Here is a 23,168-nt window from a genome sequence, read left to right on the forward strand (position 1 = left end):
GCTCGCCGCCGCCTCGCGCGGCACCGCACCCCGCACCCTCGTCGCAGCCCCCACACTCATCCCGCGACGCTCCACCGGACCCGCCCGCGCCGAGCGCCGCCGATAAACCCGGCCGGCTACCGGATCGCGGCGACCACGATCGCCGCGATCCGGTAGCCGAGCGATGCGCGCGACGATGTCGCAGCACAGCACCGGCGTCGCCGAGACGCCGGGCCCGCTCAGTTCCGCGAGCCGCGCCGTCGTCCGCAAAGGACTCGCCTGAGCGGGTCGCGGATTACCGCGACTTGGCATGGAGCAGACCGACGAGCCCGGCCGAAGCCGTTCCCTCCTCGCCAAACCGCCACGCGAACACCCGGCCACGCTGATACGACGCGTGCGCAGCACCCAACGCCACCCAAGCGGAAACCCGCAGCTCAAAAAACATTTCTCCCGATGCGGAGGGCACCCGAACCGCCCCGGGGCATTCGCGAATCTTTTTGCTTTCGCGGTTCAGCGAACTACTCGTCGGTCGCGCATCGCCCCGGAACGGGATTCGCGCAGGTGCCTGCAACCGAAATCTGCGGCGCGCTCGAAACGTGCGTGGGAATGATGTGCTTTATCCCGAGGCACCGAACTGCCCGCACCTGGATCGACGGTCATCCACCCGCCACGAACCCGGGCGGTGGAGCCGCCCTCACCGAACCCCGCCCCGCACCGGCACCGCCGCGGCTCGCCGGGCGTTGCGCCGACTGCCGTTGACCAGGTCGTTGAAGCGGTCGACCGCCCAGATGGTGCGCAGTCCCAGGCGGCCCATCATCATCGGGCGCGGGAAGTTCGGTTTCGCCGCCCACAGCGTCTGCAGATCCTCGTGCCGTTCGCCGTCGATGATCGCGTCCGCGATGAGGGTGCCCACGTACGGGGCCTGGGCCAGGCCGTGGCCGTTGCAGGCGATCGAGTAATAGATGCTGTCCCCGATCTGGCCCGCGAGGGGAAGCCAGGACGACGTGATGGCGATCCATCCGCCCCACGCTCGCTCGATCGCGAGGTCGGACAGGGCCGGGAAACGCGTGGCGAACGCTCCGGCCAATTCCTCGACCAGTGCGGGATCCGGCGTCTTCTCGGGCAGCGGATAGCTGGTTCCGCGCTCGAGCCGGCGCACGCCGAACACGATGGTGTTGCGCGGCGTGAGCCGGTAGTTCTCCATGATCGCGTGCTGGGTGACGAGGCCCATCCGGCTGGTCCAGCCCAACGCGGCGAGCCGGTCGGGGTCGATCGGTTCGGTTTCCGCCTCGACCACGTAGATCGGGACTGACAGGTGCCGCGGCGTGACGTCCCACTCCCCCGCGAACGCGTTGGTGGCGAGCACGACCTTGTCCGCGCGGACGCGGCCGCGAGGAGTGGTGAGGACGGTCTGAGCGCCGTCGGGCCGGACGTCGGTGACCTTCGTCCGTTCGAAGACGCGGGCGGGCGAGTCGAGCAGGACGCGGCGCATGCCGAGGCTGAACTTGCCGGGGTTCATCATCCCGCCGACCACCTCGCGCAACCCGCCTACGAAACCGCGCGGGATGCCGAGTTCCTCGCTCGTGCCGACTTCGACGTGGCCGCCGGCGCGGGTGACGATTTTCGCCACCCGCCGCACGCGACCCATTTGCCCGCGCGACACTGCGGCGAAGGCGTTGCCCGTGGCCTCGTAGTCGCAATCGATGTCGTGCTTGGCGATGAAGCCCTCGACGTGGTGCGCGGCGTGTTCGGCGAGCCGCATCATGCCGGGCATTTTCTTGCGCGACAACAGGTTGAGCAGTTGCAGGTCGCCGCCGGGGGCTCCGGCCAACTGGCCGGCGTTGCGCGAACTCGAGCCGTGGCCGCAGAACTGCGCCTCCAGCAGCACCACGTCGTGGCCGCGTTCGGTCAGCCGCAGCGCAGTCGACATGCCGTTGATCCCGCCGCCGATGACGGCGACGCGGCAGGTCACGTCCTCGGCCAAGGCGGGCCGGACGTCGCTGGGCGGTTTCACCCAGCCGCTGAAGGCGTGGTACTCGACGTGGTCGGTTTTCATCAGAGCTTCTCCTCGGGGACGCGGCAGGCGAGCGGGTTCAGACCGCGCTGGCGCTGCGCTGGGCGGACGCGGGCTCGACGCCGGTCCGGACGTTGTGCTCGTGCAGGGCGCGATAGCTGCGGAAGTAGACGAAGAGCTGGGTTCCCCACGTGCCGAGTGCCAGGATGTAGAACACCGTGCGGTGCGCGTCGTCCGGGAACGGGAAGAAGTCGTACGTCAGCGCGATCGCGGTGCCGGCCGCGGTGGCGAGACCGGCGGCCACGGCCAGGCCGGTGGCCCCGATTTTCCACAGCCGCCAGGAAAAGTAGGCGAGGAACAACGTCGTGAGGATGTTGACGACGACGTAGAAAGTCGCGGGGCCGACGTGCAGGCGGTCGGCGCGGAACTGCTGCAGGAACAGCCCGGCGGCGACGGCGACCGCGAAAACCCCGATGTCGACGGCCAGCGACGGCTTGTACCGGCGCGTCACCCGCATCAGGCCCATCACCAGGATCAGGGTGATGCCGACCGACCGCGAGAACGCGTCGAAGAAATACGCGACGCTGTAAAGGAAACTTCCCTCGTCGCCGCCGAGCAGCGACCAGACCAGGAAGTTCGTCCCGGACGTGGCGACGATGATCCATTCGAGGCCGAGCAGGTAATTGGAATAGCGGCGGAGGAATTTCCAGCCGCAGTAGAAGCCGGCGAACATCATCCAGAGATCGGCCAGTGCGAAGAGCAGCTCTTTCATTGCATCGAGTCCTTAGATCGTGCCCCGCCCGACCGGCGGAGGCAGCTCGCTCGTGTGATCGCGCTCATACCGTACGACACACTTAGTCATCTGTTCAAGATGTTTGACTAACTTCTGCCCGGGGCTTCGGATCGATTCATCCCGCGGCCATCCGGGGCCTGGTAACCTGGTGCTTACTTGATCAAGCGTCCAACTTTGGGGCGCGTTTCGTCCCTGGGAGGGCTCGTGGCACGGATCTCCGCGGCGCAGCGGCGCCAGGACTTCGTCAACGCCGCCGTCGAGGTCATCGCGAAGCACGGCATCGACGGGGCGACCACCCGGCGGATCGCCGAGCAGGCGGGCGCCAATCTCGCGATGGTGCATTACTGCTACGACTCGAAAGAGGACCTTTTCGCCGACGTCTACAAGTTCGTGGTCGGCAAATTCCGCGGGCTGAGCTCGAAGGTCGACCCGCGGGCCACCCTGGCGGAGGCGGCCCGCAAGATCCTGCACGACGTCATGGAGTACTACGTCGAGTCGCCGAGTTTCGCCGTTTCGGCGCTGGAACTCATCAACTGGGCCCGGCGCCAGCACGAAGACAGCGGGATCGACCTCTACGACCGGGCGCTCGAAGGGGCGCGCTCGGCGCTGCGGGACGCGGCCGGCGACCGCCCGGTCGACGACGAGACGATCCGCGAGATCGCTTCGGCGATCGCCTGCCTGTCCGACGGGTTCGCGGTCGGCTGGATCACCTACGGCGACCGCGCCTTCGCCGAGAAGCAGATGCAGCTCGCGGACTCCCTGTTCGAAAGCTGGCTGGCGGCCCGGCTGGGCTCCGCGACCGTCGCGGGGTAAGCCGCTGGGCCGCGCCCGGCGAGGCGGCCTGCCGTTGCGTAAGCAGGCATCAGCCGAGGTGCTGTTCGAGCACGCGTTTGAAGCCGCCGGTGTGCCGGGTCCGGGACAGCACCGTCGCGAGGACGACCAACGCCGGGAAGATCAGCGTCAGATAGAAGCTCGTGGTGAAGGCGTCGGCGCTCGGGATGTGCGAGCCGTCGAGCAGGTAGTCCGACGTCTTGAGGTTCACCGACGCCGGATCGACCCTGCCGGCGAGCATTCCGGCGACGTCGACCGAGTGGTAGACGAACCCCGACCCGTTCAGCACGATCGTGACGACCGCCGCCCCGACCGCGATCCCGATCGCCATCATCGTGCCCGGCATGCCCGCGGCCATCCCGGATTTCGTCTCCGGCACCACGAACTGCGGGATCGAGAACGCGGCGCTGTAGCCGGCCCGGCTGCCCAGGCCGATGATCCCGGACGCGACGACGAAGTGCCACGCCTGGTCGTGGGCGAGCCCGAGGAGAAGCAGCCCGGCCCCGCAGGCGACGGCGCCGCCGATCAGGATGAGTTCCGGGCGGCCGCGGGCGATCAGCCGCTCGGAGTACTTGCCGCTGATGAACATGGTCAGCGCGAACGGCAGCAGGATCAGGCTCGTGGTGAGCGGGTCGAAGCTCAGGCCGTACTCCGCGAACGCGTGGGACCATCCGGTTTTGCCGCCGTCCGTGGACAGCGGGAGGCCGTTCACCGTCTGGGCGTAGTAGTTGGACAGCACCAGGAACGCGGCGTCGATGCATCCGAACAGCCCGGCGGAGGCGCAGGCGGTGGTGACGTACGGCGTGCGCAGCACATCGATGTCGAAGACCGGTGCTTTGACCCGGCGCTCGGCGAAAACCCAGCCGACCGCGGCGAGGACGCCGACGAGCAGGATCGCGGGGGCGTTCTGGCCGATCGCGCCGTCCGGCGGCGCGCTGAGCGCCAGCAGGATCAGCGAAACCCAGCCGATGAGCCACAGCGTGTTGCCGAGGCCGAGCCGTCCCTTGGCCTGCGGCGGCGAATTCGGGACGACGACCAGCAACGCGAGCGTGGTCAGCGCGAACAGCACGGCGAGCGTGAAGTAGAACGGCGCGAGCGAAAGGGCGGGCACCGTGCCGTCCGGGTTGAGCCGGGACGGCAGCGACCAGATCCGCACCGAGACGCCGCCGCCGACCATGCCCAGCACGACGCCGCTGCCGGTGGCCATGATCAGCACCATGACCGCCGTGGAGATGCTCTTGCCGCGCAGGTAGCGGCGCAGGAAGCTGAGCGGCACGAATTGCGCGGCGCTGCCGAAGCCCAGCAAGGCGGAGCCGGCGACCAGCGCCGGATAGGTGTCGACGACGGCCGCCACGAGCGCGCCGCCGGCCAGGAAACCGCCGGCGAGCAGCGCGATCGACCGGTCGCTCAGCATGTCGGTCAGCCGCGGGATGAGCACGAATCCCGCGCCGCCGCCCAAGGTCAGCGCGGCCAGGATCCAGACCGCGGCGCTCACCGAGTTGTGGGCGTAGCTCGTGGTGATGACCGGGAGCAGCGGCGGCACCATGAACGACACCGCGTTGGTCACGGTGGCCAGCAGGGCGGCGACCGCGAGGAGGGCTGTCCGGCTGGCCCGCCGCGTGCCCTCCAAGGCCCGCACCTGGGCGAGCGCTACTTCGATTTGCATGGGTTTCTCCAAATCTCGGGGCAGGGACTCACAACGGGAGGCCGGGGCTGTCCACGCCGACGACGCGGTCGCCGCAGAAGACCCGCACCGACTCGGCCGGGCCGTGGCCGCCGATGCCGGCCGGGCCCCAGAAGCTCTGCGCGGAGCCGTCGCCGAGGTCGGCGATCTTCGCGCCGTTGACCCGCACCTCGCCCGCGACGAGGCGGGCGCCCACTTCGATCGCGCGGTCGGTGTCGGAGCCGAAGACGTAAGCGTCCAAACCGGACGGTGCGGCGTTGGCGATCCGCAGCGCTTCCTCGACGGAATCGACGCCGTGCAAGGAAACGAGCGGGCCGAACAGTTCCGCCGTCGCCTGGGCCGGGTCGGCGCCGACGGCGACTGTCGGGGACAGGAAGAAACCGGCGAGATCGGGCAGCCGCGCGGGCTGGTGGATGCTGGCACCGAGGTCGCGCAGCCCCGCGATCCGGTTCGCCAGCGTGCGGAAATGCGGTTCGTTCGAGATCGGGCCGACCTGGGAGTCCTCGTCCAGGGAGTGGCCGACGGCCAGCTTGGCGATCCGCTCGGTCAGCGCTTCCAGCAAGGGATCGACCATCGGCCGGGGCGCGAGCACCTTGCCCGGTCCCTCGCACCACTGGCCGTTGAGCTTGGTCATCCCCTCCAGGATCCCGTCGGCCGCGGTGTCGAGGTCGGCGTCGTCCAGCACGACGACCGGGTTGTTGCCGCCGAGTTCCAGTTGCAGGACCTTGAAATCCTCGGCCGCGGCGCGCGCGATGGCGCGGCCCGCGCCGGGACCGCCGGTGAAGGAGACGATTTTGATCCGCGGGTCGGAGGTGAGCCGCGCACCGACGTCGCCAGTGCCGTGCACCAGTTGCAAGGCACCGCGGGGCAGGTCCGCCTCCACGAAGCACTCGACGACGATCTGCGCGCTCGACGGCGCGTGCTCGGAGGGTTTCAGAACGACCGGGCAGCCCGCTGCGATCGCGCTGGTCACCTTGGCGGCCGGGATAAAACTCGGTCCGTTCCACGGCGTGAGGATCGCGGCCGGGCCCCACGGCACCTTGTAGAGCCGGACGTCCCGCCCGTCGGCGGCCAGGGCCGTTACGCGCGGGATGGCCACCAAATCGGCCGCAGCGGACCGGATCCGGAACGGGAGGAACGCCGCGACCGTGCGGGTGACGCTGATCGGCGTGCCGCTGGTGAGCGCGTCCGCGCGGGCGATGTCCTCGACGCGGCTTTCCACGATCGCGGCCACTCGCTCCAGCATTTCCGCCCGCTCGTGCCGGGCGTCCTCGTCCCACCGGCCGATGTCGTAGGCCTGCTCGGCATAACGCAAGGCGCGTTCGAGGTCGTCCGGCGGAGTGGTGGCGAGCCGGTGGACAGGCTCCCGCGTGTTGGGGTCGACGTTCCACGCGTCGCCGACGGTTGCGCATTCGCTCCATTCATCGGCGATGTAATTCACCGGCTGGGGCACCGGGAATCCGTTGTGGGGCATAGCGTTCGCCTCGATTCGGGGGTTGGTCAGGACTGCAGGTCGAGGACGACGCGGGTGACCGCGCCGGACGTCATCGCGTCGAAGCCCTTGGCGATCTCGGCGAACGGGATGACCTGGCTGACCATCTCGTCGAGCAGCAGCCGCCCCTGCTGGTAGAGGCGGGCGAACTGCGCGATGTCCTCGCGGGCCTGGCCCGAACCCATGTACGAGCCGATGAGCCGCTTCTCTTGGAAGAAAAAGTCCAAGGCGGGCACGCTGATCTCGGTGCCCGCCGGGGCGATGCCGACCAGGCAAGCCGTGCCTGCGGGCCGCACCAGGGCGAGCGCGGTGGCGGCAGTGCGAGCCGAGCCGACTGCTTCGAAGGCGTAGTCGACGCCGTCGCCGAGCTGGCGGTGCAACTCGGCTACCGGATCGCCGACACCGCCGTTGATGACGTGGGTGGCACCGTAGCCGCGGGCGGCTTCGAGCCGCTCGTCGTCCAGGTCGATGGCGACGATCGCAGATGCGCCCGCGAGCCGGGCGCCCTGGATGATGGCCGAGCCGACGCCGCCGCAGCCGATGACCGCGGCGGTGCTGCCCGGCCGCAGCTGTGCCCCGCGGAATACCGCACCTACGCCGGTGACGATGCAGCAGGACAGCAGGCAGGCCACATGCAGCGGAACGTCGTCGGGCAGCTTGACGAGTGCGTTCTCCCGCATCAGGACGTGCTGGGAAAACGCGCCGATGTCGCCCAGCCGCCCGATCGGCTGTCCGTCGGCGAGCTGGAACGCCGGACGCGGGCGGCGGCGGATCTCCTCGATCCGCAGGCATTGCGTCGACCGGCCCTCGGCGCACTGGGCGCACAGGCCGCACGAGGGGGTCAGTGCTCCGGTGACCCGGTCCCCCGGGCGCAGCCCGGTGACGGCCGAGCCGACGGATTCCACGATCCCCGCCACCTCGTGGCCGAGCACCACCGGGGTTTCGATGGGCACGGTGCCGGTCAGGTAGTGCACATCGCTGTGGCACAGGCCGACATTCGCGACCGCGACCCGCACCTCGTGCGGTTCCGGATCGTCCACGCGGATGTCGGTCAGTTCGAGCGGCCGGTTGACTTCGGTCAGTACTGCGGCGCGGGTTTCGATCATGCGGCCGCCTCCTCTGGGGTCGTGGTTCGTGGGACTACGCGCGGGCGGACCAGAAGGCCTCGACGCCCGCGCTGAGGGCACCGCTGCGCCAGGCGAGGCGGGCCGCCTCGTCTTCGCGGGCGAAAGCGGCTTCGACCTCCCCGGCCTGCGGGCGCAGGAGAGCCAGGTGAAGGGCCGTTGTGTTGCCCTCCGGGGTCCACTCGCGAACGGTGTCGATCGCGCGGTCGAGCAGTGCCGCGGGTTCGGCCAGTTCGTCGAGCAGGCCGATCCGCAGCGCCTCTTCGGCCCCGATTCGCGGCGACCCGAGCACCATTCGCATCGCGTGGTTGCCGACCAGGCGGTGCAGCAGCACGCTCGACGCGTTGGAAATCGTGAGTCCCCGGCCGTTCTCCGGCTGGTAGTACTCGGTCGCTGCGGTGCCGATGCGCGCGTCGCAGCAGAGCGTGATCTCCGAGGCACCGCCGACGGCAATGCCGTTGAGGGCTGCCACCACCGGCACCCGCGTCGCCAGGATCGCGCGGGTGATGTCGTGGAAGCTTTCGAAGGCCTGGCGGACCTCGGCGTCGGTGGTCGGCGCCTGGCGGAGGTCCTCCCCCGCGGAGAACGCGCGTCCGGCACCGGTGAGCACGATGCCGCGCACCGTCTCGCCGGTGCCGAGTTCGCGGATCAACTCCGCGAGCCGGAGCCGAGTGTCCACAGTGAACACATTGAGCTTCTCGGGACGGTTGAAGGTGATGACGGCGACCTCGCGGACGACCTCGACGTCGAGGAACTGCTCAGCAGGCATGGCTAGCTCCTTCGGGGCGAGAAGTCGTAGGTGGTGCCTGGGTCGCGTTCCCGCAACACCGGTTTGGCCACGCGCTCGGACGGGGTGCGGGGGAAGTCCGTGACGAACTCGACGTAGCGCGGCACCTTGAAGCGGGCGAGCTGGGCGCCTGCTTGTTCGCGGATGCGCTCGGCTGTCGTCCGGTCGGCCGGGATTCCGTTGCGCAGCTGGAGAAACGCCTTGACCTCCTCGCCGAGCACCTCGTCCGGAACGGCGACCACCGCGGCGGCGACTACCCGGTCGTCGCGTTCCAGCGCCGCCTCGACCTCGGCGCAGGCGACGTTCTCGCCGCCCCGGCGCACCATGTCCTTGATCCGCCCGACCAGCCGGAGGCCTTCGCCTGATTGGCGGACGACGAGGTCGCCGGTGTGCAGCCAGCCGTCGCGCAGGATCGCTTCGGTGGCTTCGGGCCGGTTCCAGTAGCCCGTCATCATCGGCTTTCCGGCGACGACCAGCTCGCCCGGTTCGCCGTCCGGCGCCTCGCTGCCGTCCGGGGCCACCACGCGAATCCGCTTCGTGGGCACCGGACCGCCCAGGCTGCCAGTGCCCACTGCATCGGTGAGCGGGCTGAACAAGTCCACTCCGGACTCCGTCATCCCGTAAATCTCCCGCCACGGAGCACCCCACCGTTCCTCCAATTTCTCGTGGAGGGCAACGGGAATCCCCGAGCAGAACACCATCCGCAGCCGGTTGTCGCGATCCTCGGGCGTCGGCGGCTGCTTGAACAACAGCGTCGGCATCGACCCGAGGACGTAGAAGAACGTGACGCCGTGGCGGCGGACGTCGGCCATGAAGGTCGACGCGGAGAACCGCGGCAGCACGACCAGCGGTGCGCCGACGGTCAGCGCCAGCGCGGTGTTCCACTGTGGATCCATGTACGAATACGGTTGCGCGGTAAGGATTACGTCGTCGGGTCCCAGCCCGGTCGCGCCCGCGCAGACCCAGCCCAGCCGCAGCCAGTAGTCGTGCGTGAGCATGCAGGCCTTCGGGAAACCCGTCGTGCCCGAGGTGTACTGCAGGTTCGCCAGCGTCTCCGCTTCGGCCGGAATTGGCGGCGCCTGCGCGGGAAACGGCTTCGAACCGTCGTCGGCCACGTCGATCACGCGAACGCCCGCGAGCGCGTCGTCCGCCACCCGCACCTCCGCCACCAGATCCGCCCGCTCGGAGTCGGTGAACACGATCCGGGCCCCCGAATCGCGCAGCACGAAGGCGAGATCCGCGCGCTGGTACGAGCAGTTGACCGGGACGACGACCGCGCCCGCCTTCAGCGCGGCCAGCCATACCACCGGCCAGTGGACGACGTTCGGGAGCATGATCGCGACCCGGTCTCCCGGGCGGACGCCGTCGACCTCAATCAGCCGGTGCGCCAGCCGCGACGTCCAGGCGTCGATTTCGCCGAACGTCCAGGATCCCTCGGCGAACCGCAGGAATTCCCGGTCTCCGGCGTCCTCGGCCCGGCGCGCCAGCAACGCGGTCAGCGTCGGGACGGGCGGGGCCTCCTCCATCCGCTCGGCGCGGACCGCCGCGTCTTGCGTTCCGGTGCTCACAAGCAGCTCCTCTCGCGCTGGGACTCCAGCTGGCGGGCGGCCTCGGCGACGACCCAGGCGAAACTCGGGTCGCTGCCCGCCATCCACTCCGGATGCCACTGGACTCCGAGGACCGGAGCTCCCGGCAGCTCCACCGCCTCGACCACTCCGTCGCTCGCACGGCCGGTCACCACCAATCCGGCACCGCAGCGGTCGACTGCTTGGTGGTGCCAGGAATTGGTGCGCGCGGAGCCGCCGAAGAGGCTGGCGGCGGTCGAGCCCGGTGCGAAGGTCACGACGTGGTCGGCGGTCCCGTCGGTGGGCGCCGCCTCGGCCGACAGGTGCGCGACCGGGCCGGCGGGCAGGTCGGCGATCAACGTGCCGCCCAAGGCGACGTTGAGCACCTGGAGGCCGCGGCAGACCGCCAGCACCGGGATCCGCCGTTCGAGCGCCGCGCGGACCAGGGCGAGTTCGTACTCGTCCCGCTCCGCGTCGTGGACCATCGGGTCGGCGCGCGGATCGATGTCGCGGACGACCGACGTGTCGCCGCCCCAGTACGCCGGGTGGACGTCCTGCCCGCCGGTCACCACGACCGCGGACAGCCACTCGCACACCCCCGCCGCGTCGGTGTCGTAGGACAGGTGGACCGGGAGGCCGCCCGCCGCGGCGATCCGGGTCGCGAAGTCCGCCATGAAACTGTCCGCGCACCGGTCGCCGTACCGTGCGTCGGCCCCGGCGATCAGGGAAAGCCGGAAGCGCCGGCCGGTGACGCCGATCAGCGGGCTCTCGCGCGGGCTCACGGCAGCTCGAAGTAGCGGGCCGACTCCCACTCGGAGAGTTCGGCGAACGGGTCGCCGCCCATGGTGTGGAAGGCCAGCCACTCCCACCGGCGCGACGCGACCCAGAAGTCGACGAACTCGTTCCCGAGCAGCTCGCGCAAATTCGCGTCGGCGTCGAGCGCGGCGGCCGCTTTCGTGATGGTGTCCGGGATCCGCTCGATGCCGAGCCCGGGCGGCAGGCACCACGCCATGTCGGAGACCGGCTCCGGCGGCTCCAGCTTCTGCTCGACGCCCGCGACGACCCCGGCCAGGACGCCGGCGAGCGCGAGATAGAGGTTCGCGTCCGCGCCGGGGAGGCGGTATTCGAGACGGGAGTACTCCGGGTGGCCGACGACCGCGCGCACCGCGGCGGTTTTGTTGCTGATGCCCCAGCTGATCGTGACCGGCGGGCCGCTGAGGTCGACCAGCCTGCGGTACGAGGTGATCTGCGGCAGCACGATCGAGGTGTTGCCGGCGATGGTCTCCAGCAGTCCGCCGACGGCGTGCAGCATGGTCTCGGACGGCCCGTCCTCGGCGTAGAACGCGTTGGCTCCGTCGCGCTGCAGGGAGAGATTGATGTGGGACGCCTGGCCGTATCCGGCAGTGGGCTTGGCCATGAAGGTGACGCTGCGGCCGAGGTCGTGCGCCACCTCGCGCATCACCTGACGGGTGCGCGCCCAGTCGTCGGCGACCTTGATCGGGTCGCCCATCGCGATGTTGAGCTCGATCTGACCGGCGGCGTCCTCGTCGTTCCAGGCCTCCCAGACGATGCCGACCTCGTCGAGCCGATCGGTCACCGCGTGCAGGTATTCGGACCAGTCCTGGGATTTGGCGTGGTGGTAAGCGGTTCCGGCGGTGCCGCCGAGCGGCGACAGGTCGCGGTAGCCGCGGGCGCGCGCCTCGTGGATCGACTCCTCGAAAACCGTCGCCTCGATCTCGACCGCGACGGTGGCGGTGTAGCCGTGCTGGGCGAGCCGGTCCACCATGCGGCGCACCAGGTTTCGCGGGCAGAGCGGGACCGGGCGGCCGTCCTTGAGCCAGTAGTCGCCGATCACCGCGTCCAGACCCGGCTTCCAGCGCACCAGCGTGGCCGGGTCCGGCCGCAGGTAGACGTCGTCGATGTGGCCGCGCCATTCCGGGAACGCCGCCCCGAACACCGGCAGGTTGCCCAGATCGAGGCCGAACAGCAGGTCCGCGTGCGGGAAACCGGCGTGCTTGCCGGACTCGTACTTCCGGGGCGAGACGGTCTTGCCGAGGAAACAGCCCTCGTGGTTCGTCGCTTCGAGGCGCACAGCGCGCGGAGTGTCAGACATCGTAACGAACCTTCCAGGAGGCGCCGGCCAGGACCGACAGCTGCGACATGGTTCCTTGCAGGCCAAGGGCACCGGCGTTGAGAACGGCGAAAAGGTCGTCGGCGCCGGAGAAAATGCCCGCGAGCGAATCCGGATCCGAGGCGATGAGGTAGCGCGAGGAGCCCTCGCCGAGCACGAGCTGCTCCAGCCCGCCCTCGCCTTCAGTGACCACCACGAGCGTCTCGGGCATTCCCGGAAGCGTCCGGGTACGGTCCCAGAACTGCTTCGCTCCTTCGCGCCACGGCGGGATCGGCGGCGTGAGCGCGTGCAGCACGCCAGCGGCGAGGTCGGTGTCGCCGACCGCCTCCGCGGCGGGCGCGAACCGCCCGTTGAGGTCGACCGTCACCACCGCGTCGGGCTCGACCAGCACCCCGCTGGAAACGTCGATTCCCTTGGGGCCGAAGGCAATCGTGGCCGACTGGGGCGTGTCGTGCGACTTCACCGCGACGACCCCGCTGGTGCGGCTGAGGTCCTCCAGCGCGTACCCGGCGCGGTGTGCGTCGCGCAGCGTGCGGCCGATCAGCCGGACGATCGGACTGGCGTCGTCCTCGATCCTGATTTCGACCCGCGCGGCGTCCGCGGTGCGCTTCCCTCTGGTCATTTCCGGTCCTTTCGGGTGCCGTTCGCGGCGAACTTAGTCATTTGACTGAGGCAGTTGACCAGTGATAGTGAGTCACGGGTCACACGGTGTCAACACCCCTCGGCGAATTCGCCAGAAAGGTCCTCGATGACCGAACCTTCGTGCTGGGCCCGGCTTGATCGCAACGCATTCCTTGTCGCACAAGCGATCTCGGCCGCTCTGCCCGCCCCCGTCCGCGAACTCGGCGCCGAAAACGCGCGCGCGATGCTGGCGAGCACGCCACCCGAAGTCCCGCGCACGGCACTCGACCGGGTCGAAGAACTCGCGGTGCCGACGCGCGCCGGACAACTCCGCGCGCGCCGCTATCACGCACCGGCGGCACGGGGCGGCGTGCTGCTCTACCTCCACGGCGGCGGATTCGTCCTCGGCACGCTCGACGGCGCGGACGAGGCGTGTCGCGCCATCGCCGCCCGATCGGGCTGGGACGTGCTGTCGCTGGAGTACCGGCTCGCGCCCGAACACCCGTATCCCGCCGCGTTCGAGGACGCCGTCGACACGGTCGCCTGGCTCCGGAAGGACGGCAGCGACCGGATCGCCGTCGGCGGCGACTCCGCGGGCGGCAACCTCGCCGCCGCGCTCTGCCTGCACCTGCGCGAGCACGGCTTGCGCTTGCCGGAGACCCAAATCCTGGTCTACCCGGCGGTCGACGACCGCTTCGCCACGCCGTCCTGGACGGAGTGCGCCGACGCTCCCCTGCTGACCACCGCCGACGCGCGCTGGTGTTGGGAGCAGTACGTCGGGGGCAGTTCCGCCGCCATCGACCAGTACGCGGCGCCGATGAAGGCGGCGTCCCTGCGCGGCTTGCCACCGGCACTCGTGCTCACCGCGGAAGTCGATCCGCTGCGCGACGACGGGGAGGCCTACGTCGAACGACTTCGAGCCGACGGCGTACCGGTCGCCTTGATCCGCCACGCCGGGGTTTTCCACGGGTTTTTCACCGAAGTCGGCACCTTCCCGCAGACCGACGCCGCGCTCTCCGCCGTGGCCCGGCACCTTCAGGCCATTGACTCCGGTCACAGCGGCCCGTAGCTTCTTAGTCATTCGACTCAGACTTTTGACCAATCTCGCGCGGCACGCCCGGCAACCCTCGAGGAGCGGAAACCATGACCGACAGCACGACGCAGCCCGCCGCCGTCGTCGACGTCCTGTGCGTCGGCGCCGGGTTCTCCGGCCTGTACGCCGCCTATCAGGCCCGCGAGCACGGCTGGACGTTCGCCGGATTCGAGGCCGCGCCCGAGGTCGGCGGCACGTGGTTCCTGAACACCTACCCCGGCGCGCGATGCGACGTGGAGAGCATCTACTACTCGTATTCCTTCAGCGAGGAACTGCAGAAGGAATGGACCTGGAGCGAACGCTTCGCGCCGCAGGCGGAAATCCTGCGCTATATCAACCATGTCGCCGATCGCTTCGACCTGCGCCGGTATTTTCAGTTCAGCACCAAGGTAGTAGCGGCCCATTGGCTGGCTGAGGAAAAGCTCTGGGAGGTGACGCTCGATTCCGGCGCCACCCGGCGGGGCCGCTATCTGCTGGCCGCTTCGGGCGGGTTGTCCACGCCGAAGGACGTCGACGTGCCCGGTCTGAAGAATTTCGCCGGCCGCACCGTTTCGACGAGCCGCTGGAACCTCTCGCTGGACGACCTCAAGGGCAAGCGGGTCGCGGTGATCGGCACGGGATCCTCTGGCGTGCAATGCATTCCGCTCATCGCCGAGGTGGCCGAGCAGCTGACCGTGTTCCAGCGCACCGCCAATTACGTGTTCCCGGCCCGCAATCGCGTGCTGCCGCCCGAGGTCGTCGACGAGATCAAGAGCCGGTACCCGGAAATCCGCCAGGAATGCCGCTATTCGCCCGGCGGCATCCCGGACCGCCCGGTGACCGACCGCGCCTTCGACGTGTCCGACGAAGAACGCCAGCGCCGCTATGAAGCAGCGTACGAGCGCAGCGGTTTCCAGGGCGTGGGCGCGGAATTCGCCGACCTGCTCTTCGACCTCGACGCGAACAAGACCGCGGCCGATTTCTTCCGCGGCAAGATCCACGAAATAGTCCACGACCAGCGCACGGCGACGCTGCTGGAGCCGCACTTCCCGCTCGGCGCCAAGCGAAGCTGTTTCGGCACCGGCTATTACGAGACTTTCAACCGTCCCAACGTTTCCCTGGTCTCGCTTCGCGAGGAACCCATCACCACGATGACCGCGGACAGCATCGTCACCGAGGCGGGTTCGTACGAGGTCGACGTCATCGTCCTGGCGATCGGATTCGACGCCTTCACCGGACCGCTCTTCGGGCTCAACGTCACCGCGCCCGGCCACGGCAAGCTGCAGGACGTCTGGCACGACGGCGTGCGCACCTACCTCGGTCTGCTCACCGCGGGATTCCCCAACTTCTTCATGGTCGCCGGTCCGCAAAGCCCGGCGCTCGCCAGCAATGTCGTAATGACCATCGAGCAGGCGGTCGACTGGATCACCGACCTGATCGCCCACGCGCGGGCTGAGGGCCGCGAGGTCATCGAGGCGACCCCCGAGGGCCAGGACGACTGGGTGGACATCACCGAGTGGACGGTGAACCAGACGCTCTACGCGAGCACCGATTCGTGGTACCGAGGCTCCAATGTCGCAGGCAAACCGTCGACTTTCATGGGCTATGTCGGCGGCGTCGGCCGGTACCGCCGGATCTGCGAGGAAATCGCCCGCCGCGGTTATCCCGGCATCGCTTTCGACGGGAAGGCCGTCGCCGAACGCCTCGGCCGCATCGACACCGAGGTCGAGGTCCCGGCTCCGACGACGGCGCGGGAGGGGCAGACGGACGCCGCCACCGTCGTCGGCGGATGAAGGTCGTGCACCAGCGCTACGTCGCCTATTCCGACGCCCATTACGCCGGAAACCTCGTTGACGGCGCATACAGCCTGAAGTTGTTCGGCGACGCCGGAACCCATTTGGCAATCCTCGGCGACGGCCACGAGAGCCTTTTCGCGGGCTACTCCTCCGTCGAATTCCTCGCCCCGGTTCGCGGCGGCGACGTGATCGAGGTCGAGGCTCGCTTGGCGGCCAAGGGAACCCGCAGCCGGACGGTCGATTTCGAACTGCGCGTCATCTGCCGCTCGCTCGACGAGTCCGGCCGGGCCGAGGTCCTGGCCGAACCGATCGTCGCGACCCGCGCCCGCGGAACGGGCGTCCTTCCCGCTGATTTCGTTAAGGAGAACCAATGACCAGCGTGCGTGAAGAAACCTGCGAGGTCGTGGTGGTCGGCGCCGGCATGGCCGGTCTGATGGCCGCGACCGCTTTGGCGGACCGGGACGTCGTCGTGCTCGAGGCCGCAGACCGCGCCGGCGGCCGAGTGGATTCGGTGCGCCAGGGCGATTACTGGATCAACGTCGGCACCCAGTTCACCGAGGGCACCGGTCCGCTGATCGACGCCCTGCGGCGGCACCGCGTCCCGATGGGAACGCTCGAAGGAAAGTCGGTGGCGCTGGCGCTCGGCGGGAAGCAGGTCGACACGTCCAACCCGTTCGCCTTGATGTTCCAGTCGCGGATGAGCTTCCTGGACCGGCTCGGGCTGGCGGCGGTGGGCACCCGGATCATCGCCAACGTCCCGTTCCTGGAAATGGACAACCGCTGGGCGAACCGGGTCCGGGCGAAGCTCGACGCCCGGCGCGCCGACTTCGTGCTGCGCGGGGTCAAATCGGACCTCGCCCGGACGATGGTCCGCTCGTGGTCCGGGCAGTGGATGGGATGCGAGCCGGAGGAAACCGCCGCCACGCAGTTCGTCTACTCGATGGGCATCCTGCTGACCGACCCGAGCAAGGTCCCGAACCTCTCGCTGCCCGAGGGCGGAAACCAGACGCTGACCGACATCCTGAGCAAGGACCTCGGCGAACGGATCCGGCTGAACTCGCCGGTGACTTCGGTGCAACGGACCGCCGACGGCGTGGTCGTGGACTACGACAGCGCGGACGGGCCGGTGCGCCTCAAGGCCCAGCGCGCCGTTGTCGCGGTGCCCGCCGACCTCGCGGTGCGGATCGTGCGCGATCTGCCTGCCGAATACCGCAAGGCGTTCGCCGACATCCGCTACGGCCGGTACGTCGTGGTGGGTTTCTTCACCCACGAGGAGGGACCGCAGAGCTGGGACGACTATCTGGCCGTGTCGACGCCGGAACTTTCGTTCCAGGCAGTGTTCAACCACGCTGCCGCATTGCGGCGCGGAGCCACGCGCAAACCCGGCGGTGCCTTGGCCTGCTTCGCTGGCGGAGCCGAAGCCGACAAGCTGTTCGAACTCAGCGACGAGGAGATCGTCGGTCGTTTCACCGCGGATCTTCTGAAGCTCTACCCGGAACTGAAGGGAAAGCTCGGCGAAGGAATCCTGCGCCGGCACCCGCGGGTGGTGCCGTTCTGGGCCCCCGGAGGACGGGCGTCGCTCGCAACGCTGCGCGAGAACTTCGGTCCGGTTTATCTGGCTGGGGATTACCAGCTCGATGTACCTTCTTTGGCGGATGCGGCGAATTCTGGTCAGCAGGCCGGGGAGAAGGTGCTGGCGAGTTTGCCTCCGCGGGACTGAGTGCTGCCGGGGCTAAGCTGGGACGTCGATTACGCGGCCAGCTGGGCGAACTGACGGACGAACCGAGCGCGCTCGCACTCGACGTCCGGGGTACGCCCGAGGAAGGGACTCGTCTTCGGCCGCGCTCGGCGTCATCGTCGACCGGTACCTGGCCCGCTCGCACGACCGGCACTGGACGATAGCCGCACTGCTTCGTCTCGACGCGCGGCTCGGTGGGACAGCGGGGACGGCGACGCCGTTCACCGATCCCGGCAAGCTGCGGCCGCGGATCGACCGGACGCCTAGGGCCAGCCTGGGTTCCGCCGGTCAAGCAAGAGTCGCGCCGATGATCCAGATGTCGTATTCCTCGGTAGTCACCCCGCACACGGCACGGCCGTCCATGGACATCGTCACGAATTCGGGTTCGCCTGGGTAGTCCACGAGATGCCTTGCCGGAGAAAGGTTTCGACCACGGCGGACGTGCGCCCACGGCAGGCTTCCCATGCCTTCGCCCGCGACGCTGATCAGGAAATCTCCGCCTTCGCCGAAAACCCCGAATTCTTCCGCCACCGACTCCCAGCTTCGGTCGACTTCGCGTTCATGGTCGGCCGAAGCGGATTCGTGGCTCACCCGCACGGTCGGAACGGCATCTCCGCTGATCACCGGTCGCCAGGCAGCTTCCGGAGAAGGGCCGTTGAACGAATAATTCGCCGCCACTACGACAAACCCGGCGTCGCGAAGTAGAGCAGTCCGGCGCTCCTGCGCTGGAAGATGGTGTTCCACCGCCGAATCATACCGGGAACAGCAGGCTAGCCAGCAAAACATGCACCGCAGTACCGCCGACAATGCTCAACACCGCGTTGCGGCGCCACAGATGCAGGCCGATCGTCACGGCCAGCGCGACGGTCGGGGCCAGCGCGCTCGGGGACGTCCACGAAACGTCGCGCAGGCAATAGATCAGCAGGATCACCATCACGCCCGCCGGCATGCGCGTGCTCAGGTATTGCACGGCCCGGCTGGCGCGCAACGGGGCCAGGACGGCGAACGGGAGCGCGCGCAAACCCCACGTGACCGCGGCGGACACCGCGACCGCGGCGAGCAGGTAGGCGGGGTCAGGCATTGCTCACGCTCCGTTCGGCGACGACGCCGCGGACGACCAGTCCTCCGACGAACAGCAGGAAAGCCGCCAGGAGCATTTGCCCGGGGAAGAGCACGCGGCCCAGGACGGCGCTCAGGGCGGCGAGGATCGGGGTCGGCAGGTCTCCCTTGCGATCGCGGACAGCGTCGAGCGCGAGCACGACGAACAGGGCCGTCATGGCGAAGTCCAGGCCGACGACGCTGCTGGGTATCAGGGAGCCGAGCAGTCCGCCGACCGTCGCGCCGCCGACCCAGAACAGGTGCAGGAACAGTTGCAGCCACAGGATTCGCGCACCGCTCCATTCCCGGGCGGCGTCCGTTGTGGACAGTGCGTAGGCCTCGTCGGTGAGGGCGAAGGTGCTGTACGCACGGGCGCCGCGGCCGCGCACGCGGTGCAGCGGGAAGGACAGGGCGTAGAACACGTGGCGGACGTTGACCAGGAACGCCGAGAGCCCGATCGACGCCAGCGGAGCCGCCGCCGCGGCCAGGCCGATGAGCAGGAACTCGAACGAGCCCGCGTAGATGAACGTGGTGAAGATCGTCGCCCACCACCAGGACAGTCCCGAATGCGTGAGGAACGCGCCGAACGCGAGCCCGAGCGGGACCAGGCCGATCCCGACGGACCCGCAGTCCTTCAGTGCGGCCAGCGCGGGCGAGCGATCACGAACAGCCAGGTCGGACACGGTTTCCACGCTTGGAACACTACGTCAGCCCTCGGCTAATTTGGTGTCCGATCATGGCGGTAGAATGCCCTCGTGGGCAATGTAGTCAAGCTGGATGCGCTCGATCGGGAAATTTTGTTTCACCTCCGCCAGGACGGCAGGCTGACCAACGTCGAACTCGCCAAGCGGGTCGGGCTCACCCCTCCCCCGTGCCTGCGCCGGGTCAAGCGGCTCGAGGACGCGGGCGTGATCGCCGGCTACCGCGCGGTGATCGACCCCGAGACCGTCGGCCGGGGGCTGGAGGCGCTGATCGACCTCGAGGTCTACGCGACCGACCGGGCGACCATCGAGGCGCTCGAGGACACCATCGCGTCCTACGAGGAAGTCATCGAGTTCCGGCGGCTCTTCGGCCGCCCCGACTACTTCATCCGCGTGGCGGTCGCCGACCACGCCGCGTACGAGGAGTTCCAGACGCGCAAGCTGTCCGGTCTGCCCGGCGTCTTGCGGGTGACGTCGCACCTGACGATGAAGAAGATCAAAGGCGACGCCTGAGGACGTCCCGCTGAACTCCCCGGAGTCGGGTTGGGCGTCGAGGCCCAACCCGACGTTCCGGCCAGGAGGATCAGTCCATCCGCAGCACGATCTTGCCGAGCTTTCCCGGCGAACCCAGCCGGACATAGGCCTCAGTCGCCTGCTCCAGCGGATAAACGCGGTCCACCGGAACGGTGAGCCGACCGGCCGCGAGCGCGCCGAGGAGCCCTTCCCGCACGCGGGTCGCGAGGGCCGCCTTCTCGACGGTGCTGCGGGCCCGGATGGTCGACCCGAGCACCCGGCCGCGGGCCCGCATCAAGTCGAACAGCCGCAGCGACGTCTCCTCTCCGGCGCCGACTCCGATGACCAGGATCCGGCCGTACGGCTTGAGCCACCGCACGCGGCGCAGGCAGTCCTCGCCGCCGACCAATTCGACGACGATGTCGTACGGGCCGTTGTCCTCTTCCTGGTCCGGGGTCACGACTGTCGCATCCGGCACCAACGCCTGCACAGCGGCGTGCGATTCCGGACGGCGCACGCTCGCGACGACGTCCGCCCCGGCGAGGCTGGCGACCTGGAGCATCGCGGTGCCGACACCCCCGGCAGCGCCGGTGACCAGCACCCGGTCGCCGGGGCGGACGTCGGCCTGGTCGACCAGACCGTCCCAGGCAGTGCTGAACGCTTCGGGAAAACCGGCGGCGTGGATGTCGTCGACCGAGTCCGGGATCGGCAGCAAGAGGCTCGCCGGAACCGCGAGGCGTTCGGCGTGCGCGCCGCCGCCGACCACGGCCATGACCCGGTCCCCGGCGGCCCACGTGCTCGCGCCCGGTTGTTCGACTACCCCGGCGATCTCCAGCCCCGGGATGTCGTCCGGCCAGCCGGGAGGTGCCGGGTAAGTGCCCCGGGCCTGTTGCAAGTCAGCCGCGTTCAATCCGGCCGCGCGGATCCGGACCACTACCTGGTCGCCGTCCGCAGTCGGGTCGGGCGCATCGCCGAGTTCGAAGCCGCCGTCCCTGATTTTCACCGCATGCATGTGCTTCAGCTTCGCAGATGTGGCAGCTGCCGACTGGCTGAGTGGCGGTCTGTCCACGAGCTCAGCTGGCGGCTCCGCACGACTCCCCTTACGAACAGTGCGCGCGGCCGGAGCCACTGCGGAATTCCTTGCGCAGGGCGAGAAACTCCGCCGTCCCGGGTCAGGCTTGCCGGTCCATCGACCCCCAGTCCGCCGGGGCCTCCTGTGCCACCAGTTGCCGTGCTTCGTGCATCACCGCGTCTTCGATCCACGCCAGCGGTTCCGCGTCCACGATCAACGGCTCGTTATCCGGACCTCGCGCGATCTCCCGGCCCCGCAACAGCCACGGACGCACACCGGGGCCGCCGCGTTCGCGCAGGTGTTGGTAGTCGTGCAGGCGGCGCGCCAGCCACAGCCGGAGCGAGCGGCCGCGCCACCACGGCTGCCGGGCCAGCGAGTTCGCCGACAGGCCGGGCAGCAGCATCCCGGTGAGGCCGTCGCGGCTTTCCTCGCCGGAGCTCAGGTCCGCGTCCGGGCCGAGCGACCATCGCACGTACAGGTCGTCCTCGCCGGCCTGGCGGAACGCCGAGACCAGTTCCTCCAGGTCGTGCACGACGGGCAGCCGGTTGTCCCATTCCGTCATGGGCCTGGGATTACCCCACGTCCGCTCGCGGCAATCTCAGCGGGCGACGACCCGCACGCTGCGCAGCAACGGGTCCACCGGGTCGGGCAGGAACATGCCTGCTTCCACGCCGCTGCGCAGGTAGTCGAGCATCGGGCGGGTCAGCACTTCGCCGGGCAGCACGGCCGGGGCGCCCGGCGGGTACGGGCTCATCGTTTCGGCGGCGATCCGTCCGGCGGCCTTCTCGACCGGGACCTGTTCGGCCGGGCCGAAGAACGCGTCGCGCGGCAGCATCGCCTGGTCCGGTTCCAGGTCCTCGGGCGAGGGAAGGTCCACCGGTTTGGCGCGCGGCAGTTCGCCGGCGCGGCCGGAAAGTGCCCGCAGCGCCTCGACCAGCCGGGCGGCGGTGCTCTCGTCGTCGCCGACGGTCAGCTGGGCGGCGATCCGGCGATGGTCCGACAGCCCGGCGTCGACGCGCTGGTGTTCCCGCAGCCAGTGGTTCGCGTCGTAGCCCGAGCAGCCGAGCTCCGACACGTCGATCAGCAGTTTCAGCGGGTCCCGGTCGTCCGCCCGGCCGGGGCCGAGGAGTTCGGCGTCTCCCAGCACGGCGATCCCGGGGATCCCGGCCAGCCGCTCGCGGGTGTCCGCGGCCAGCCGGAGCACTTCGTCGAGCAGTGCTTTGCCGTGCTCGACCATTTGCCGGCGCCAGCCGTCGAGCCCGGCGTAGATCAGCGACGACGGGCTGGTCGTGTCGAGCAGATCGGCTCGCATGGCGAGGACGTCGGCGTCCACCAGGTCGCCTCGCAGGTGGTAGACCGAGCCCTGTTCCAGGCCCGCGCCCATCTTGTGCACGCTCGTCACGCACAGGTCGGCGCCCGCGTCCATCGCCCAGGCCGGCAGGTCCGGGTGGAAGGGGAAGTGCGCGCCCCAGGCCTCGTCGACGATCAGCGGCACTCCGCGCTCGTGACAGACCCGCGCGACGCCGCGGATGTCCGCACAGGACCCGTAATCGGTCGGCGTGATGAGCAGCATTCCCTTCGCCGCCGGGTGTTCCGCGAAGGCCGCCTCGGTTTCGTCCGGGCCGGGCGGATGCGCGAAGTGCCCGGTCCGGTCCCAGCGCGGGGGAACCCATACCGGCCGGATGCCGCTGAGGACGAGCCCGGCCACCACGGATTTGTGCGCGTTGCGGGAAATCAGCAGCTCTTCGCCGGGTCCGGCGGCCGACAGCATCGCCGATTTGACCGACAGCGAGCTGCCGCAGGTGGAGAAGAACGCGCGGTCCGCGTGCACCGCGTCCGCCATCAGGTCCTCGGCCTTGGCCAGCACGCCCCGGTTGAGCGCCCGGTCGTCCAGGCCGTTCATCAGGATGATGTCCGAGGCGAACACGTCCCGGCCGACGATCTCGGCCAGTCTCGGGTCCGCGCCGCGGCCCTGTTTGTGTCCGGGCGGCAGGAACGACACGTGTCCGGACGCGCGGAACCGCCGGATCGCTTCGAGCACTGGTGCGCGGGAATGATCGGCCACCCGCCTCGCGTACCCGGTCCGGCCGACCTCAAACCCGCCCCGTTTCAGGGGCCCCCGAAAGGGTAATCCGAGGTGGTCTTCGCCCGGAGACG

At 69.4% G+C, this 23,168-nt stretch carries 22 protein-coding genes; 6 read left to right on the forward strand and 16 right to left on the reverse strand.

Going from position 1 to position 23,168, the window contains the following annotated elements:
• Positions 1–673: 673 nt before the first annotated feature.
• Together L942_RS07055 and L942_RS07060 are read right to left on the reverse strand one after the other, a co-directional pair.
• Positions 674–2,035: an NAD(P)/FAD-dependent oxidoreductase gene (locus tag L942_RS07055; protein WP_037356544.1), complete on the reverse strand. Its 1,362-nt coding sequence runs from the start codon at positions 2,033–2,035 to the stop codon at positions 674–676.
• A gap of 37 nt (positions 2,036–2,072) precedes the next feature.
• Positions 2,073–2,765 carry a hypothetical protein gene (locus tag L942_RS07060; protein WP_037356547.1) on the reverse strand — a complete coding sequence of 231 codons (693 nt, stop codon included), beginning with the start codon at positions 2,763–2,765 and terminating at the stop codon, positions 2,073–2,075.
• A gap of 225 nt (positions 2,766–2,990) precedes the next feature.
• Between L942_RS07060 and L942_RS07065 the strand changes: the two genes are divergently transcribed.
• Positions 2,991–3,599 carry a TetR/AcrR family transcriptional regulator gene (locus tag L942_RS07065; RefSeq protein WP_037356550.1) on the forward strand — a complete coding sequence of 203 codons (609 nt, stop codon included), beginning with the start codon at positions 2,991–2,993 and terminating at the stop codon, positions 3,597–3,599.
• Positions 3,600–3,648: 49 nt separating this feature from the next.
• Here L942_RS07065 and L942_RS07070 read toward each other — a convergent pair whose 3' ends face one another.
• The 8 genes from L942_RS07070 to L942_RS07105 are packed head-to-tail and all read right to left on the reverse strand — an operon-like array spanning position 3,649 to position 13,022.
• Positions 3,649–5,283 (reverse strand): MFS transporter, encoded by a 1,635-nt coding sequence (locus L942_RS07070; protein WP_051165773.1) that lies wholly within the window; start codon positions 5,281–5,283, stop codon positions 3,649–3,651.
• A gap of 28 nt (positions 5,284–5,311) precedes the next feature.
• Positions 5,312–6,775, reverse strand: coding sequence for an aldehyde dehydrogenase family protein (locus L942_RS07075; protein WP_037356553.1), 1,464 nt, complete (start codon positions 6,773–6,775; stop codon positions 5,312–5,314).
• Positions 6,776–6,801: 26 nt separating this feature from the next.
• Positions 6,802–7,899 carry a Zn-dependent alcohol dehydrogenase gene (locus tag L942_RS07080; RefSeq protein WP_037356556.1) on the reverse strand — a complete coding sequence of 366 codons (1,098 nt, stop codon included), beginning with the start codon at positions 7,897–7,899 and terminating at the stop codon, positions 6,802–6,804.
• A gap of 34 nt (positions 7,900–7,933) precedes the next feature.
• Positions 7,934–8,686, reverse strand: coding sequence for an enoyl-CoA hydratase/isomerase family protein (locus L942_RS45245; protein ID WP_037356559.1), 753 nt, complete (start codon positions 8,684–8,686; stop codon positions 7,934–7,936).
• A gap of 2 nt (positions 8,687–8,688) precedes the next feature.
• Positions 8,689–10,272, reverse strand: a complete 1,584-nt coding sequence (locus L942_RS45250; protein ID WP_235078939.1) for an AMP-binding protein — start codon at positions 10,270–10,272, stop codon at positions 8,689–8,691.
• The gene (locus L942_RS07095) at positions 10,269–11,051 is read right to left on the reverse strand and encodes a gamma-glutamyl-gamma-aminobutyrate hydrolase family protein (RefSeq protein WP_037356562.1); all 783 of its coding nucleotides are present in this window, start codon (positions 11,049–11,051) and stop codon (positions 10,269–10,271) included. The genes L942_RS45250 and L942_RS07095 overlap by 4 nt, the downstream gene beginning before the upstream one ends.
• Positions 11,048–12,382 carry a glutamine synthetase family protein gene (locus tag L942_RS07100; RefSeq protein WP_037356565.1) on the reverse strand — a complete coding sequence of 445 codons (1,335 nt, stop codon included), beginning with the start codon at positions 12,380–12,382 and terminating at the stop codon, positions 11,048–11,050. Before L942_RS07100 ends, L942_RS07095 begins: the two co-directional genes overlap by 4 nt.
• Entirely contained in the window at positions 12,375–13,022 is a 648-nt protein-coding gene (locus L942_RS07105) for a hypothetical protein (protein ID WP_037356568.1), read from the reverse strand. The genes L942_RS07100 and L942_RS07105 overlap by 8 nt, the downstream gene beginning before the upstream one ends.
• Positions 13,023–13,148: 126 nt before the next feature.
• Here L942_RS07105 and L942_RS07110 point away from each other — a divergent pair, with 126 nt between their 5' ends.
• The 4 genes from L942_RS07110 (at position 13,149) to L942_RS07125 (ending at position 17,609) form a co-directional block, all read left to right on the forward strand.
• Positions 13,149–14,090 carry an alpha/beta hydrolase gene (locus L942_RS07110; RefSeq protein ID WP_037356571.1) on the forward strand — a complete coding sequence of 314 codons (942 nt, stop codon included), beginning with the start codon at positions 13,149–13,151 and terminating at the stop codon, positions 14,088–14,090.
• 74 nt (positions 14,091–14,164) lie between these two features.
• Positions 14,165–15,886 carry a flavin-containing monooxygenase gene (locus tag L942_RS07115; protein WP_081654964.1) on the forward strand — a complete coding sequence of 574 codons (1,722 nt, stop codon included), beginning with the start codon at positions 14,165–14,167 and terminating at the stop codon, positions 15,884–15,886.
• Positions 15,883–16,263 carry a hotdog fold domain-containing protein gene (locus L942_RS07120; protein WP_037356574.1) on the forward strand — a complete coding sequence of 127 codons (381 nt, stop codon included), beginning with the start codon at positions 15,883–15,885 and terminating at the stop codon, positions 16,261–16,263. The genes L942_RS07115 and L942_RS07120 overlap by 4 nt, the downstream gene beginning before the upstream one ends.
• Entirely contained in the window at positions 16,260–17,609 is a 1,350-nt protein-coding gene (locus tag L942_RS07125; RefSeq protein WP_037356577.1) for a flavin monoamine oxidase family protein, read from the forward strand. Before L942_RS07120 ends, L942_RS07125 begins: the two co-directional genes overlap by 4 nt.
• 306 nt (positions 17,610–17,915) lie before the next feature.
• Here L942_RS07125 and L942_RS07130 read toward each other — a convergent pair whose 3' ends face one another.
• From L942_RS07130 to L942_RS07140, 3 genes are read right to left on the reverse strand one after another with little or no spacing between them, the layout of a single operon-like run.
• Complete coding sequence (locus tag L942_RS07130) at positions 17,916–18,371, reverse strand: hypothetical protein (protein ID WP_158684434.1); 456 nt, start codon at positions 18,369–18,371, stop codon at positions 17,916–17,918.
• Positions 18,372–18,378: 7 nt separating this feature from the next.
• Positions 18,379–18,708 (reverse strand): branched-chain amino acid transporter permease, encoded by a 330-nt coding sequence (locus L942_RS07135; RefSeq protein WP_037356583.1) that lies wholly within the window; start codon positions 18,706–18,708, stop codon positions 18,379–18,381.
• The gene (locus L942_RS07140; RefSeq protein WP_081654965.1) at positions 18,701–19,417 is read right to left on the reverse strand and encodes an AzlC family ABC transporter permease; all 717 of its coding nucleotides are present in this window, start codon (positions 19,415–19,417) and stop codon (positions 18,701–18,703) included. The genes L942_RS07135 and L942_RS07140 overlap by 8 nt, the downstream gene beginning before the upstream one ends.
• A 63-nt stretch (positions 19,418–19,480) precedes the next feature.
• Here L942_RS07140 and L942_RS07145 point away from each other — a divergent pair, with 63 nt between their 5' ends.
• Positions 19,481–19,939: an Lrp/AsnC family transcriptional regulator gene (locus L942_RS07145; protein ID WP_037356586.1), complete on the forward strand. Its 459-nt coding sequence runs from the start codon at positions 19,481–19,483 to the stop codon at positions 19,937–19,939.
• Between the two features lie 70 nt (positions 19,940–20,009).
• Here L942_RS07145 and L942_RS07150 read toward each other — a convergent pair whose 3' ends face one another.
• The 3 genes from L942_RS07150 to L942_RS07160 all read right to left on the reverse strand — a co-directional run bounded on the left by L942_RS07150 (position 20,010) and on the right by L942_RS07160 (position 23,076).
• Positions 20,010–20,951 carry a zinc-binding dehydrogenase gene (locus L942_RS07150; protein ID WP_037356589.1) on the reverse strand — a complete coding sequence of 314 codons (942 nt, stop codon included), beginning with the start codon at positions 20,949–20,951 and terminating at the stop codon, positions 20,010–20,012.
• A 160-nt stretch (positions 20,952–21,111) separates the two neighbouring features.
• Positions 21,112–21,573, reverse strand: coding sequence for a DUF6098 family protein (locus L942_RS07155; protein WP_037356592.1), 462 nt, complete (start codon positions 21,571–21,573; stop codon positions 21,112–21,114).
• Between the two features lie 36 nt (positions 21,574–21,609).
• The gene (locus tag L942_RS07160; RefSeq protein ID WP_037356595.1) at positions 21,610–23,076 is read right to left on the reverse strand and encodes an aminotransferase class I/II-fold pyridoxal phosphate-dependent enzyme; all 1,467 of its coding nucleotides are present in this window, start codon (positions 23,074–23,076) and stop codon (positions 21,610–21,612) included.
• Positions 23,077–23,168 lie beyond the last annotated feature (92 nt).

Origin of the sequence: Amycolatopsis orientalis DSM 43388 (assembly GCF_000411975.1) — a bacterium.
GTDB lineage: Bacteria > Actinomycetota > Actinomycetes > Mycobacteriales > Pseudonocardiaceae > Amycolatopsis > Amycolatopsis orientalis_D.

Bases quoted from the DNA above. Each gene is read 5' to 3' on its own strand.
- L942_RS07055 (WP_037356544.1), bottom strand. From the start codon at position 2,035: ATGAAAACCGACCACGTCGAGTACCACGCCTTCAGCGGCTGGGTGAAA.
- L942_RS07060 (WP_037356547.1), bottom strand. From the start codon at position 2,765: ATGAAAGAGCTGCTCTTCGCACTGGCCGATCTCTGGATGATGTTCGCC.
- L942_RS07070 (WP_051165773.1), bottom strand. From the start codon at position 5,283: ATGCAAATCGAAGTAGCGCTCGCCCAGGTGCGGGCCTTGGAGGGCACG.
- L942_RS07075 (WP_037356553.1), bottom strand. From the start codon at position 6,775: ATGCCCCACAACGGATTCCCGGTGCCCCAGCCGGTGAATTACATCGCC.
- L942_RS07080 (WP_037356556.1), bottom strand. From the start codon at position 7,899: ATGATCGAAACCCGCGCCGCAGTACTGACCGAAGTCAACCGGCCGCTC.
- L942_RS45245 (WP_037356559.1), bottom strand. From the start codon at position 8,686: ATGCCTGCTGAGCAGTTCCTCGACGTCGAGGTCGTCCGCGAGGTCGCC.
- L942_RS07100 (WP_037356565.1), bottom strand. From the start codon at position 12,382: ATGTCTGACACTCCGCGCGCTGTGCGCCTCGAAGCGACGAACCACGAG.
- L942_RS07105 (WP_037356568.1), bottom strand. From the start codon at position 13,022: ATGACCAGAGGGAAGCGCACCGCGGACGCCGCGCGGGTCGAAATCAGG.
- L942_RS07110 (WP_037356571.1), top strand. From the start codon at position 13,149: ATGACCGAACCTTCGTGCTGGGCCCGGCTTGATCGCAACGCATTCCTT.
- L942_RS07115 (WP_081654964.1), top strand. From the start codon at position 14,165: ATGACCGACAGCACGACGCAGCCCGCCGCCGTCGTCGACGTCCTGTGC.
- L942_RS07120 (WP_037356574.1), top strand. From the start codon at position 15,883: ATGAAGGTCGTGCACCAGCGCTACGTCGCCTATTCCGACGCCCATTAC.
- L942_RS07125 (WP_037356577.1), top strand. From the start codon at position 16,260: ATGACCAGCGTGCGTGAAGAAACCTGCGAGGTCGTGGTGGTCGGCGCC.
- L942_RS07135 (WP_037356583.1), bottom strand. From the start codon at position 18,708: ATGCCTGACCCCGCCTACCTGCTCGCCGCGGTCGCGGTGTCCGCCGCG.
- L942_RS07150 (WP_037356589.1), bottom strand. From the start codon at position 20,951: ATGCATGCGGTGAAAATCAGGGACGGCGGCTTCGAACTCGGCGATGCG.
- L942_RS07155 (WP_037356592.1), bottom strand. From the start codon at position 21,573: ATGACGGAATGGGACAACCGGCTGCCCGTCGTGCACGACCTGGAGGAA.